The sequence below is a fragment of the Streptomyces sp. NPDC057287 genome (assembly GCF_042667905.1).
GTDB lineage: Bacteria > Actinomycetota > Actinomycetes > Streptomycetales > Streptomycetaceae > Streptomyces.
The window spans coordinates 82,139-95,576 of sequence record NZ_JBHUYV010000009.1 but is presented as its reverse complement, the minus strand read 5'-3'; the positions used below and the strand labels follow the sequence as shown (position 1 = coordinate 95,576).

Annotated in this window: 13 protein-coding genes; all 13 read left to right on the top strand. The window is 74.2% G+C overall.

Features of this window, described 5'->3' with window-relative positions:
• Window positions 1–40: 40 nt before the first annotated feature.
• The 13 genes from ACFUNE_RS19115 (at window position 41) to ACFUNE_RS19055 (ending at window position 13,306) form a co-directional block, all read left to right on the top strand.
• On the top strand, window positions 41–1,597 hold the full coding sequence (locus ACFUNE_RS19115) for a phage tail sheath family protein (RefSeq protein ID WP_383568907.1): 1,557 nt from the start codon (window positions 41–43) through the stop codon (window positions 1,595–1,597).
• Between the two features lie 50 nt (window positions 1,598–1,647).
• A complete protein-coding gene (locus tag ACFUNE_RS19110; protein ID WP_383568904.1) occupies window positions 1,648–2,088 on the top strand; it encodes a phage tail protein in 441 nt (146 codons plus the stop codon).
• Window positions 2,085–2,585 (top strand): hypothetical protein, encoded by a 501-nt coding sequence (locus ACFUNE_RS19105; RefSeq protein WP_383568901.1) that lies wholly within the window; start codon window positions 2,085–2,087, stop codon window positions 2,583–2,585. The genes ACFUNE_RS19110 and ACFUNE_RS19105 overlap by 4 nt, the downstream gene beginning before the upstream one ends.
• A complete protein-coding gene (locus ACFUNE_RS19100; protein WP_164992666.1) occupies window positions 2,582–2,740 on the top strand; it encodes a DUF6760 family protein in 159 nt (52 codons plus the stop codon). Before ACFUNE_RS19105 ends, ACFUNE_RS19100 begins: the two co-directional genes overlap by 4 nt.
• Before the next feature lie 4 nt (window positions 2,741–2,744).
• Window positions 2,745–5,657: a hypothetical protein gene (locus ACFUNE_RS19095; RefSeq protein WP_383568897.1), complete on the top strand. Its 2,913-nt coding sequence runs from the start codon at window positions 2,745–2,747 to the stop codon at window positions 5,655–5,657.
• Window positions 5,658–5,717: 60 nt separating this feature from the next.
• Window positions 5,718–6,143, top strand: coding sequence for a phage tail protein (locus tag ACFUNE_RS19090; RefSeq protein ID WP_383568894.1), 426 nt, complete (start codon window positions 5,718–5,720; stop codon window positions 6,141–6,143).
• Window positions 6,144–6,224: 81 nt separating this feature from the next.
• Window positions 6,225–6,944, top strand: coding sequence for a LysM peptidoglycan-binding domain-containing protein (locus ACFUNE_RS19085; RefSeq protein ID WP_383568891.1), 720 nt, complete (start codon window positions 6,225–6,227; stop codon window positions 6,942–6,944).
• A complete protein-coding gene (locus ACFUNE_RS19080) occupies window positions 6,941–8,770 on the top strand; it encodes a VgrG-related protein (RefSeq protein ID WP_383568888.1) in 1,830 nt (609 codons plus the stop codon). The genes ACFUNE_RS19085 and ACFUNE_RS19080 overlap by 4 nt, the downstream gene beginning before the upstream one ends.
• Before the next feature lie 41 nt (window positions 8,771–8,811).
• Window positions 8,812–9,150 carry a PAAR domain-containing protein gene (locus tag ACFUNE_RS19075; RefSeq protein WP_383568885.1) on the top strand — a complete coding sequence of 113 codons (339 nt, stop codon included), beginning with the start codon at window positions 8,812–8,814 and terminating at the stop codon, window positions 9,148–9,150.
• On the top strand, window positions 9,150–9,572 hold the full coding sequence (locus ACFUNE_RS19070) for a GPW/gp25 family protein (RefSeq protein ID WP_383568882.1): 423 nt from the start codon (window positions 9,150–9,152) through the stop codon (window positions 9,570–9,572). The genes ACFUNE_RS19075 and ACFUNE_RS19070 overlap by 1 nt, the downstream gene beginning before the upstream one ends.
• Window positions 9,572–11,533, top strand: coding sequence for a putative baseplate assembly protein (locus ACFUNE_RS19065; RefSeq protein WP_383569483.1), 1,962 nt, complete (start codon window positions 9,572–9,574; stop codon window positions 11,531–11,533). Before ACFUNE_RS19070 ends, ACFUNE_RS19065 begins: the two co-directional genes overlap by 1 nt.
• The gene (locus ACFUNE_RS19060; RefSeq protein WP_383568879.1) at window positions 11,530–12,093 is read left to right on the top strand and encodes a phage tail protein; all 564 of its coding nucleotides are present in this window, start codon (window positions 11,530–11,532) and stop codon (window positions 12,091–12,093) included. Before ACFUNE_RS19065 ends, ACFUNE_RS19060 begins: the two co-directional genes overlap by 4 nt.
• A gap of 307 nt (window positions 12,094–12,400) precedes the next feature.
• Complete coding sequence (locus ACFUNE_RS19055) at window positions 12,401–13,306, top strand: NADase-type glycan-binding domain-containing protein (RefSeq protein ID WP_383568876.1); 906 nt, start codon at window positions 12,401–12,403, stop codon at window positions 13,304–13,306.
• Window positions 13,307–13,438: the final 132 nt, after the last annotated feature.

Genomic DNA, 13,438 nt, shown 5'->3' with positions numbered 1-13,438 from the left:
GGACACAGGTGACCGACCCGCAGGACGCGAAGGAGCGAGTATGCCGACGTACCTCACCCCGGGTGTGTACGTGGAGGAGGTGCAGTCCGGTGCCCGACCGATCGAAGGAGTCGGCACCGCCGTCGCCGCGTTCGTCGGGTTCGCCGGGAGCGGTCCGTTCCACGCACCGACGCTGGTCACCAGCTGGGACCAGTACACCCAGACGTTCGGTGGCTTCACCGAGGGCGCCTACCTGCCCCTCTCGGTCCACGGCTACTTCGCCAACGGTGGCGGAGCCGCGTACATCGTGCGGATCGGTGGCCAGGCCGACGCCGCCTCCGCCCCGTCGGCAGACGGCGGCAGCGGCGCGCCCAAGGCGGCGGAGCCGGTTGCCCTCGGCGGCTTCCTCCTCGCCGCCAGGCGGGGTGTCACCGGCGTGTCGGTCGAGGTCGCCGACGCGGAGGGCGAGAACCCGCCGGAGGACCGCTTCAAGGTCCTGGTCCGCCAGGGCGAGCAGGTCGTGGAGACCTACGAGGCCTCCACCCGCAAGAACGTCAAGGGATACCTGGTCAACCAGGCCCGCGCCTCCAAGCTGATCCAGGTCACCGAGCAGCCGGGCACCGCCCAGGCCAGGCCCGCCGCCCAGACCCTGGCCGTGCCCGACGCCCCGGCCGCGTCCGCGCCGAGCAGCTCGGGTGAGATGGCCCGCCTCGACCCGGCGGAGTACGTCGGCGACGCAGCCGCCCGGACCGGGTTCGGCGGCCTGGAGACCATCGACGAGATCACCATGGTCGCCGTGCCGGACCTGATGAGCTCCTATCAGCGTGGCGACATCGACGCCGAGGGCGTGCGCACCGTGCAGCTCGCGGTGATCTCGCACTGCGAGCAGATGGGCGACCGCGTCGCCGTCCTGGACGCCCCGCCCGGCCTGGGCGCCCAGCAGGTGCGCGCCTGGCGCAACGACGAGGCCGGTTACGACTCCCGGTACGCCACGCTCTACTACCCCTGGGTCCGCGTCTTCGACCCGGCCACCGGACGCAACACCACCGTCCCGCCGAGCGGCCACGTCGCCGGCGTGTGGGCGCGCAGCGACGGCGAGCGAGGTGTGCACAAGGCGCCGGCCAACGAGGTCATCCGCGGCGCGGTGGACCTGGAACTCCGGCTCAGCAAGGGCGAGCAGGACCTGCTCAACCCGATCGGCGTCAACTGCGTACGGGCCTTCCCCGGACGTGGCATCCGCATCTGGGGCGCCCGGACCCTGTCCTCCGACCCGGCCTGGCGCTACCTGAACGTGCGCCGACTCTTCAACTACCTGGAGGAGTCCATCCTCCTGGGCACCCAGTGGGTGGTCTTCGAGCCCAACGACGACCGGCTGTGGTCCAGCATCCGGCGCAACGTCACCGCGTTCCTCACCGAGGAGTGGCGCAGGGGTGCGCTGTTCGGCCGCACGGCCGAGGAGGCGTTCTACGTCAAGTGCGACCGGGACAACAATCCGCCGGAGTCCATCGACCAGGGCCGTGTCATCTGTGAGATCGGCGTATCGCCGGTCAAGCCCGCCGAGTTCGTGGTGTTCCGGCTGGCCCAGTTCTCCGACAGCACCAGCCTCATCGACGAGTGACCTCAGGCCGGCAGAACGAACAGCTCCGCAAAGGAAGGTGACAGACAGTCATGGCAACGGGCGATGCTCTTTCCACCCATGTCTTCGGTGTGCAGCTCGGTGGCTACCTGGTCGAGTCGATCCAGGAGATCAGCGGGCTGACCGTCGAGGAGGAGGTCGTCGAGGTGCGCCAGGTCAGCGCGGAGGGCAAGCAGATCATCCGCAAGCAGCCCGGCGCCCGCCAGGCCGGTGAGATCACGATCACCCGGGGGCTCGACCAGAGCAGTGAGTTCACCAGCTGGATCAAGGAGACCCTGAACAACGGTGCCGTGAACTCCGCACGGCAGAACCTCACGATCGAGATCAAGGACACCGAGGGAAGCACGGTCCGCCGCATCCAGCTGATGCAGGGCTGGGCCTCCAAGTGGGAGGGCCCCTCCCTGAAGGCGGGCGAGTCGGCCGCGGCCACCGAGTCAGTGACGATCGTGTTCGAAGAGATCATCGTCGAATGAGGCGCCGTACCGTCACGGCGGGCAACCTGGAAGAGATCCTCCAGGCCACCGAGCCCGCCCCGGCACCGGAGCAGGCGGCGGCACCCCCGGCCCCCGCCGCTCCGGGGCCGGCCCGGGAGGAGCACGGGCTGCGCACCGAGTTCGAGTTCGAGCTGCCGCGCGGCTATGTGGACGAGGCGGGCACGGTGCACCGGCACGGCGCGATGCGCCTGGCCACCGCCCGTGACGAGCTGCGTCCGCAGATCGACCTCAGGGTCAAGGAGAACCCGGCGTACCTCAGCGTGGTGCTGCTGAGCCAGGTGATCACCCGGATCGGCACCGTCACCGATGTGCACGCCGGGGTCGTGGAGCGGATGTACGCCACCGACGTCGCCTTCCTCCAGGACTTCTACCGCCGGGTCAACAGCGAGGGCCACACCCGTGCCGCGGTGACCTGCCCGCACTGCGAGGGCGGCTTCGAGGTCGACCTCTCGGGTGGGCGCCTGGGGGAATCGTGACGTACGCCCTTCCCCGGCTCCGGGAGGAGATCGCGTACATCGCCTATCACTTCCACTGGCAACGCGAGGAGATCCTCGACCTGACCCACGGTGAACGGCAGCAGTGGGTGGCCGAGATCGCCCGTATCAACACTCGCGTGAACGAAGGCGGTTGAACAGATGGGATGGCGGGACAGGCTGCGCCGCCGGGCCGCGACGCCGTCTGCCGCGGCTCCGGTCCAGGGGGTACCCGGCACGCCGGGTGCCGCCGCGCCCGACGCACCGGTCCTTTCGAAGCCCTCCGTACCCGGCGACTGGGACGGGGGCTGGCGCCGCACCGCCGCGCCTGACCTCACCGTGTCCCGCGCCCCGCTGGGCGTCAGCGACGGCCTCGCCTTCCGGGCGGGCCTGGCCGCCTGGCAGAACCCGTCCTTCGGCAGCAGCCTCGGGCATGCCTTGCTGCCCGCCGCTCCGGCAGGCCTGGTGCACGGCGTCACCCGCCCGGCGGCTCCCCGGGTCACGCACCCCGTCGGGGGGCCGCTGCTGCTGAGGGCACTGCGGCCCGAGGGGTCGGAGGACGGGGCGACGGCCGACGGGGCACCCGAGATCGTCCGGCGGCCGGTCGAGGGGGAGCGGAAGCACGGGGCGACGGGATCCCGGTCGGGCCCCTCCGCCGTACGGCCCTCCGGCGGCGGCACGCGTGCGGGAAAGGCGAGTCCGAGCGGCGCGGCCCCACGGTCCCTCGGCCTCACGTCCACGGATTCCACCGCCGTACTCGCCGCCTCGACGGCCACTGTCCAACGAGCCGCCGAGCCGGGTACGAGCCCGGTCGTGGCCCCCACCGGCACCGGTCGTCCGCCGGTCGCCCCCAGGACTCCGCTCGTACGACGGGTGGCGGTCGTGCCGCCCGCAGCGGCGGACGGGGCCGCTGCCCGGCCCTCCTCCGAACCCGGCTCCGGGCGGGCGTCCGCGGACCGGGGCGCATCCGCGGGCCGAACCCCTCCGGGGGGCCGTACGCCCTCGGTCCCGGCAGTCCGACGCGCCACCACGGGGGCGGCCGGGCCGCCCCCGGAACCATCCCGTACGTCTGCCGCCGACGGGCCCCACGCGGCGGTCCGGCCCAGCCCGTCGGGGCCCCGCCTGACCGTCGCCCGCCGCCCGGCCGGACCCGTGCGCCGCGTCGCGGCGGTGCGGCCCGCAACCCCTCCGGCGCCCGCTCGGGAGGCTTCCGGCACCACCGCACCGGCCGGCACGGGCGCGGGCACCTCCGGCACCACCGCACCGGCCGGCACGGGCGCGGGCACCTCCGGCACCGCCGCACCGGCCGGTGCCCGCGCGGACTCGTCCGCTCCTGTGCAGCGCGCCGCCAGGCCTTCGCGCGGTCGCGCTTCTCTCGGCGCTCCGTTGAGCGAACTGCCCTCCACAGCTGCCCCGTCGGGGCCCGGCGCTCCCGCGTCCGGCGCCGGTTCGGCGCCCGGTCCGACCCTGCCCGTCGTCCAGCGCCGGAGCGGCACGGTGCCGTACGACGGCGACACGCGTGCCACCGGGGGAGCGGCGTCCGCGACCCCGGTCGACGACGCCCGGCGCCGGACCCCGGCCCCGGACGGCTCGGGCGCCCGCGCGCGCGGCGGCCTGGGAGCTCCGCTGCCCGAACTGCCGCCGACCGCCGCGCTGCCCGGTTCCGCGGCGTCCCCCGCACCTCGTGCTCCGCGTGCTCCTCGTACGGGACCCGGCCCGGACGTCCAGCGCGCCCCGGGAGCGGACGCCCCGCTGCTGGGCACGGACGACAGCGGGCGCGGCCTCGCGGAGCACTCCGCCATCGGGGGCACCGCCACCGGGATCACTCCCGAGGCCCACGGAAACGGGCCCGCCACGCCGCTGGTGACGGCGCCCCCGGCGGCCGCGCCGGACCGCCCGGAACAGGCGAAGGCCGCAGTCACGGAGCATGCGACAGCGGCAGGAAAGGCGCCAGGCGGGGCGGGCGCGGGCAGGCCAGGCTCAGGCGGATCGCGCGCTGCCGGGCCGACTTCCGGCAGCCCTCGGGCGGACGCCCCGCGCTCCGGCGGACAACGCCCCCGTCGCCCCGCGGGCCCGGTCGTCGTGGCCAGGGCCGTGGCTCCGGGCACCGCCGGCACCGGATCCGCAGACTCGGCCGACCCGCGCCGCCTCACCGTGACCGGCTCCCCGGCACACTCGCCCGCGGCTCCCCGTACCCTCTCGCTGCTGGCGGCCCGCCCGCTCACCCCGAGCTCCCGGCCCCCGGAAGGTGCGGCACCGCCTGCCGCTCCCCGCTCCGGCGGCCGTCCCGTGGTGGCGGCGCGCTGGCCCGGTGCACCGGCCGCCGCGCGGGGCGACACCGCGCCACCGCCCGGGGCGCCCGCACACCGGGCCGGCCCGTCGGCCGTCGCCCCGGCCGCCTTCCCCGGCGGCTTCGGGACACCCGTGCGCCCGCTGTCCGGCCCGTCCGCGCCCGCCCCGGCCGTACCGCGGATCCAGCGAGCAGCGACCGCGTCCTCCGGACCGGGGGGCACTCGGGGCACGCAGGGCGTACCGGGCCGGGACGCAGGCGTGCGTACGTCCGGCTCCACGGCCCCGGTTCAGCGTGTCCCGGTCGTCCGTCCCGCGCCGCCCCGCCCCGTGACCTCGGGTGGGGTCACCGCCGTACCGGCGAGGCCCCTGCCGGTGACTGCCCCGCAGGCGCCGCCGCTCGCCGACCGCCCTACGGGCGTCCCGGCGCCGGTGGGCCCCCTTCCCGCGGTCCGGCCGCGGACGGTCGTCGCGCCGAGCGCGGCCTACCCGGTGCAGCGCGAAGTCACCGGTTCCGCCGGTGCCGGCCCGCTCAAGGGCGTGGAGGCCAAGGAGGTGCCGGCGCGCGGCCGTCCGCGACCGCCGTCCGCGCCCCCCGTCTCCGCCTCGGCTACCGCCTCGGGCAAGTCGGCCTCCCGCCGCCGTCCCGAGCGCTCTCAGGACGACCCCGGCCTCGACCTCGACGACCTGGCGCGCCGCCTGCTCGACCCCGTTTCGCGACTGTTGCGCGCCGAGCTGAGGCGCGGCCGCGAACGTACGGGCCGCCCCTACGACGGACGCCGCTGAGGGCACCCATGGACGACGACCGACCGGACGACGAACGACTGACGGGCGAGTGACGGACCGATGAGCGACAGCATCTTCGCGACGAGCGTGCATTTCCGGCTCGCGATCGGCGGCCACGACCTGGGCGACTTCCACACGTGCTCCGGCATGGGCGCCGAGGTCGAGATGGAGACGTACGCCGAGGGCGGCAACAACGGCTTCACCTGGCAGCTGCCCAGCCGCGTGGCCTGGTCCAACATCACGCTCACCCGGCCCGTCACCGCCGACACCGCGAAGATCGCCCGCTGGCTCGACGAGACGCTGAAGCGGGTGGAGCCCAAGGACGGCGAGATCGTGGCGCTGAAACCGGATCTCACCCCGATCATCAGCTGGCAGGTGTCCGGGATCGTCCCGGTGCGCTGGCAGGGTCCGTCCTTCGACCCCGCCAACTCCCAGGCGGCGGTGGAGACCCTGGAGATCGCCCACCACGGCCTGCGCCCGTCCTGACCCGCCCTCACACACCCCGTCCTCGTCCCGAGTCCCTCGTCCCGCACCCCCGACAGCCGTCCCAGGAAAGGAGGTCCTGCCGTGTCCCCAGCACGCTCCAGCCGGGCCAGGGCCCAGTTGACGCTGAAGGAGCCCCCCACCTCCGTCGGCGCCAAGCCCGGCGGGACCATCGCGCGGCTGAACCTCCAGTTCAACCCCTCCACCCTGGAGTTGCGCAAGAGCACGGAGTGGAGGCGCACCCCGTCCCGGATGGCGGGGCAGTCCGCGCTGCCGGAGTTCGTCGGCAGCGGCCCGCGCACGCTCAGCCTGGACGTGTTCCTGGACGCCACCGCCACCCACGACAACTCCGTGGAGCTGGCGGTGGAGAAGCTGATGAAAGGGTGCGTGCCGACCCCGGCCAGCCTGGGCCGCAAGAAGCCGGCCAGCCCGTGGGTGCGGTTCGAGTGGGGCACGGCGCGGACGACGTCGTTCGACGGGGTGCTGTCGAGCCTGTCGGTGAGCTACACACTGTTCGACGTGGACGGCACACCGCTGCGGGCCACCTGCGCACTGTCCATCGAGGAGGCGAGTGTCGACCCGGCGGGCCAGAACCCGACGTCCGGGGCGCGCACCGCCCGCAGCACGCACACCGTGGTGGCGGGCGACAGCCTGGCCCTGCTGGCCTGGCGGGAGTACGGCGACGCGACGGCCTGGCGGGTCATCGCGGAGGCCAACGACATCGACGACCCGATGGCTCTCGTACCCGGCACCGAACTGGTGGTGCCGGGGCTGCGTGACGCGGGCGCTGAGGAGGACCAGTGAGCACACCCGAGGCGAGGGGAGGCCGGTCGTTCGCGGCCGACCCGGTCATCGAGACACCCGCCGAACTCCCGCGCGTCTGGGCCGCCCAGCTGGTGAACTGCGTGGTCGACGAGAACGTGGGCCTGCCCGACGCGGCCGTCCTCACCTTCCGCGACCCCGACCACGAGTTCCTCCAGAAGACCGGCATCACCATCGGCACCCCGCTGAAGGTGTCGGTCGTGACCGTCTCCGGGCAGGCGCGCGAGCGGCTGTTCAGCGGCGAGGTGACCGCCCTGGAGCTGGACCGGGACCGCACGGGATCGTTCACGGTGGTGCGCGCCTACTCCAAGGCGCACCGCCTTCAGCGGGGCCGCAAGGTCGTGGCGTACCGCAACATGACGGCGGCGGCGATCGTCCGCAAGGTGGCCGCAGGCGCCGGGCTCACCTGCGGGACGGTCGAGGCCGAGCCGGTCACCTACCGGCAGCTGTCGCAGGCCAACGTGTCCGACTGGGACTTCCTGCAGTTCCTGGCGGGGGAGAGCGGCGCGCAGGTGCGGGTCGACGACCAGGGGCTGCTGCAGTTCACCAAGCCGCGGAAGGCGTCCGGCGCGCCCGCCCCGTGGACCCCGGCGACCCGCAGTCCGATGGTGCTGGAGTACGGGCGCAACCTGCTGGCGCTGCGGGCGTCCCTGTCGGCGGCGGACGGCGCGCAGCAGGTGGAGGTGCGCGGCTGGGACGTCGCGAACAAGCAGCCCCTGGTGGCCCGTAAGCCGTCGGTGGACAGCGACACGGTGGTGCCGGGACTGAGCCCGGCGTTCGCCGCCCGGTTCGGCAAGTCGTCGAAGCTGACCGTCACGGACTCCCCGTACCGCACCCACGCCGAGACGAAGGCGGTCGCGGACGCCACGGCCGCCGAAGTCAGCTCCCGATTCGCTGAGCTGGAGGCGCTCGTGGAGGGCAACCCACGCCTGCGGGCGGGCAGACCGGTGGCGCTCGGCAACGTCGGGCAGGCGTTCTCCGGGAAGTACACGGCGACAGCGGTGCAGCACGTCCTCGAACCGCACGGCGGATACCGGACGACGGTGTGGGTCAGCGCCAGCCCGGACCGCTCCCTGACCGGCCTGGTGACCGGCGCGAACGCACCCGGACGCGGACCCCGGATGCCCGGCCTGGCCATCGGTGTGGTGACCGACGTGCGCGAACCCGGCGGCGCCGAGTCGGGCGGCGTACGGCTGAAGTTCCCCTGGCTGGACGACACGTACGTCACCGACTGGGTGCGCTCCGTGCAGTGGGGCGGCAAGGGCGGAGGCGGCGTGTTCAGCCCGGAGGTCAACGACGAGGTCCTGGTCGGCTTCGAACAGGGCCTGCTGGACAGCCCGTACGTCATCGGCGGGCTCTACAACGGCGTGGACAAGCCCTCGCCGCACGACGGCCCACTGGTCGACAAGACCACCGGGAGGGTCAACCGGCGCTCCCTCGTGTCGCGTTCGGGGCATCGGGTGGAGCTGCTGGACGCGCGGGCGCCCGGCCACTCCGGGGTGCGGCTGACGAGCGCCGACGAGCGCCTGGAAGTGTTCCTGGACAACCGGCGGGACCGTATCGAGCTGACCGTCTACGCCGCGAAGGGCCGCCGACGCCCCCTCAGTTCCGTCCTGCTCGACAAGAAGGGCATCACCCTGGACGCGGGGCGCGGCGACGTGAGCGTGTCAGGCCGAAACGTGGACATCCAGGGCCGGGTCGGGGTGAAGATCGGCGGCCGCACGGTAAGCGTCAACGGCTCGTCGAACGTCACCGTCGACGGCGGTCTGCTGGGCGTCCTCAAGGCCAAGCTCATCCGGATCAACTGACCTCCGTCTCCCGACGGTCCCGACATTCCCGAGGAGTCCGCATGCCGGCCGCAGCCCGTACCGGTGATCCCACCAACCACGGCGGCGTGATCGCCCTGCCGACCGGCCCCGCGGCCCAGGCGGTGCTGCGCGTGCTGATCGGCGGCCGCCCCGCGGCCGTGACCACGGGGCTCCCCGGCCCCCCGGGCAGTGTGCACACCTGCTCGATTCCCCCGCACCTGCTCCTGGGGCCCGGCAACGTGGTCCTGCCCGACCCGGCCTCGCTCGCCCGGGGCCAGGTCCTCATCGGCGGGCTGCCGGCCGCGAAGATGCGGGACAAGACCACGTGCGGCGCGATGATCGCGGGCGGTGCCCTGAACGTCCTGATCGGCGGCGTGTGATGAGTGACCGGTTCATCGGCCGCGGGTGGGCGTTCCCGTTGCGCGTCGGGCCGGCCGGCGGGATCGGCATGGTCGAGCGGGAGCGGGAGATCGAGGAGGCGATCCGCCTGGTGCTCGGCACCGCGCCCGGCGAGCGTCCCATGCGCCCCGAGTTCGGCTGCGGCATCCACGACTACGTCTTCGCGCCCGGCGACGGTGCCACCGCCGGACGGATCGCCCAGCGGGTGCACGAGGCCCTGGAGCGGTGGGAACCGCGCATCGCGGTCGACGACGTGGTGGTCGCCTTCGACGCCGTCGAGGACGGCACCCTATACATCGACGTGCACTACACCCTGCGTTCCACCAACGACCGGCGCAACCTGGTCTTTCCCTTCTACACGATCCCCTCCGAGGAGGGGGCCGAGGAATGGGGCGCCGCCTGATGGCCCTGCCCTCCCCGAACCTGGACGACCGGCGGTTCCAGCAGCTCGTCGACGAGGCGAAACGGTATGTGCAGCAGCGTGCCCCGGAGTGGACCGACCACAACGTCTCCGACCCGGGCATCACCCTCATCGAGACGTTCGCCTACCTCGTGGACCAGCTGCTGTACCGGCTGAACCGGGTGCCCGACAAGAACTACACCGCCTTCCTGGACCTGCTCGGCATCCGCCTGTTCCCGCCGGCCGCGGCCGTGGCCGAGGTCGACTTCTGGTTGTCGGCGCCGCAGCCCGACACGGTGACACTGACCCCGGGCACCGAGGTCGCCACCGCGGGCGGCGAGGCCGACGAGGCCGTGGTGTTCACCACCACCGACGAACTGCGCATCATGCCGAGCGAGTTGATCCGCCTGGTGACCGCGTCCCGCGCCGGTGCGCAGACCGACCGGACCGGTGAGCTCACCGAAGGCCGCGACATCCCCGCCTTCCAGGCGGCACCCCAGGCCGGTGACGCGCTGCTGTTCGGCCTGCCCACGGCGGTGCCGCGCTGTGTGGTCGCGGTGAACCTGGACAGCAGAGTGGAGGGCATCGGCGTCGACCCGCGCCAGCCCCCGCTGGTGTGGGAGGCGTGGGACGGTGGCGGCTGGCAGGTGTGCGACACCGGCGAGGACTCCACCGGCGGTCTGAACCGGCCCGGCGAGATCATCGTGTACGTACCGGCCGGGCACACCGCGTCGGTGATCGGCGGGACCCGCGCCGGCTGGTTGCGCTGCCGGGTCACCGAGGCGGAGCCGGGCCAGCCGTTCTACTCGGAGTCCCCGACGGTGCGCGAGGCGTCCGTGTTCACCGTGGGCGGCACCATGACCGCGGAGCACGCCGAGAGCGAGACCGACGTGCCGCTCGGCACCTCGGAGGGCGTGGCCGGGCAGACGTTCCGGCTCGGCCGCCCGCCGGTCCTCCTCGACCGCGAGCCCCCCGTGGTGGAGGTGTCCTCGGCCGAGGGCTGGCAGCGCTGGGACGTGGTCGAGCACTTCGGCCGCTCCGGCCCTGCCGACCGCCATGTCCGGGTCGACGCCACCACCGGCGAGTTCGCCTTCCCGCCGGCGCTGCGCGAACCGGACGGCACCCTGCGGCAGTGCGGCGCCGTGCCGCCCAAGGGCGCCCAGGTCCGGGTGGCCCGTTACCGCACCGGCGGCGGCCCCGCGGGCAATGTGGCCCGCGGGGCGATCTCCGTACTGCGCAGCTCCGTCCCCTATGTCGCACGGGTCGCCAACCGCGAGTCGGCGGCCGGTGGCGTCGCCGGCGAGACCCTCGCCAACGCCAGGCTGCGGGCACCGGACGCCCTGCGCATGCAGGAACGCGCCGTCACCGCCGAGGACTACGAGATCATCGCAGGTCAGGCCGCGCCCTCGGTACGGCGTGTCCGCTGCCTCCCCGCCGCCGAGGGAGCAGGCGCGGTACGGGTGCTGGTGGTCCCGGACGCGGTGGCCGACGAGAGGGACGACCGCCTCCGCTTCGAACAGCTCATCCCCTCCGACGAGGTCCTGCGGACGATCACCACGAGCCTCGACGAGCGCCGTCTGATCGGCACTCGCCTGGTCGTCGAGCCGCCGGTCTACCAGGGCGTCACCGTGGTCGCCAGGCTGGCGGCGGCCCCCGCCGACACCGACCGCGTCCGCGACACGGCCCTCGCCGCCCTGTTCCGCCATCTCAACCCGCTGGTCGGGGGCCCGGACCGGACCGGCTGGCCCTTCGGACGACCGGTCCAGTACGGCGACGTCTTCGGCGTCCTCCAACGCGCCACCGGCAACGCGCTGATCGAGGAGATCCTGCTGTTCCCCGCCGACCCGGTCACCGGGCGGCGCGGCGCGCCGACGGACCGCGTCGACGTGGCCGCGGGCGCGTTGGTCTTCTCCTACCAGCACCAGGTGGTCGTCACGGCTCTGGAACCGGAGGCACGGGGATGAGCCGCGCCGCGATACCCGGTCTGCCGAGCCGGCACCCGATCGGCGGTCAACTGCCCGCACTGTACGCCGACGACGACTTCGCGCAGCGCTTCACCGCCGGACTGGACACCGTCCTCGCGCCGGTGTTCGCGACCCTCGACAACCTGCCCGCGTATCTCGACCCCCATGTGGCCCCGGTGGACTTCCTGGCCTGGCTGGGGTCATGGGTGGGCGCCGACGACGACCCGCGGTGGCCGGTGGAGCGGCGCCGCGAGACGGTCGCCCGCGCGGTGGAGCTGCACCGCTGGAGCGGTACCCGGCGTGGCCTGGTCGAGGCACTGCGGCTCGCGCTCGGCGTGCACGCCGAGGTCGTCGGGGACGGCGGCGCGGTGTGGTCGAGCACCCCCGGAGCCGACCTGCCGCCGGAGCCCCCCGCCGAGGTCCTGGTGCGGGTGTGGCCGGAGCAGGTGGCCCGGATCGACCCGGTCAGGGTCCACAAGGTCGTCCGGGCCATGTGCCCGGTGCACACCGTCTGCCGGGTGGAGGTCCTGCCCGGCCCACCCACCGACGAAGGGAGGTGACGCCGTGCGCGCCTGTCCCGCCTGTGGGGCGTCCAACGGCCCCACGGACGACTTCTGCGGCAACTGCGGGGCGTACCTGGGGTGGTCGGACGGTCCGGCGCCCTCGGGCACGTCTCCGGAGCCGCCGCCGAGTACGTCTGCGGAGCCGCCACAGCCGAGTACGCCCGCGGAGCCGCCGTCGATCGCGCCTGCGGAGCCCTCGTCGCGTACGCCCGCCCGGCCCGCGGCCTCCGTCACCTCCTCGGCACCGTCGGCCACGCGCGCACCCGGCCCCACGGCTTCGGAGCCTCCGGCACCCGGCCCGGCCGTGGGAGCCCCACCCGCCTTACCGCCTGCCGCATCGCCCGCCACCGCCCGCCCGGCAGCCGCTCCGGCGCCGCCCCCGGCCCGCGCCGGCGACCCCGCCGCCACGGCCGAGGCGCCCACGGCACCCGCCCCCATCCAGCCCGTACGCCCCGCGAAGGCCGTGGCCCCCCGCCCGGTCGTGCGCCCCGTGGAGGCGCCCGACGAGGTGGTGGGCGCGCCCTGCCCCTCCTGTGGCACCCCCAACCCGCCCGGCCGCCGGTTCTGCCGACGCTGCGCGACCCCGCTGAACCCCGCCGCGAAGCCCGAGGCGCTGCCGTGGTGGCGGACGGTGTGGCCGTTCCGCCGCCGGGTGCGGGCGAGTTCGGGCGGGGCGGTGCGGCTCCTGGTGATCCTTGCCGTGGTGGTGGCGCTGTGCGCGGGTGCTTTCCTGCTGCTGCCTGCCGGACGCGCCCTGTTCGAGGACACCCGGGACAAGCTGGGCAAGGCCAAGCCCATCACCCCGGTGAGTGTCGAGGCGAGCGCCGCATCGCCCCGGCATCCGGCGAAGAACGCCACGGACGGGCTGAGCAACACCTACTGGGGCGCACCCACTGAGGGCGCCTCGGTGACGTACACCTTCCGTCAGCCGTTCCGCCTGGTCGACCTGATCATCACCAACGGCCCCTCCCGCAACCCCGAGGTGTACACCAGCGAGGCACGCGCGCTCAGGATCGACCTGGAGGTGACGACGGCGGACGGCGAGCGTCAGCACAAGGAGCTGGACCTCAGTGACAAGCCGGGCCCGCAGACGATCCACACCGCTCTCAGCGACGTGAAGACGGTACGCCTGGTCCTGCGCGAGCCGGTGGACCTGTCTTCGGGGCGCCGACTGGCCCTGGCTGAGCTGGAGTTCTTCCAGCGCGGCTGACCCGCCGGCGCGGCGACCGGCCCCGCGGGGGCTGGCCCCGGCCGGTCCGCCGGTCCGTCCGCGGGCCGGCGGGCGCGGGTCGGGCAGTCGTATGCCGCCCGGGCTGCGGCGGGCGCGGCTGGGCAGTCGTAC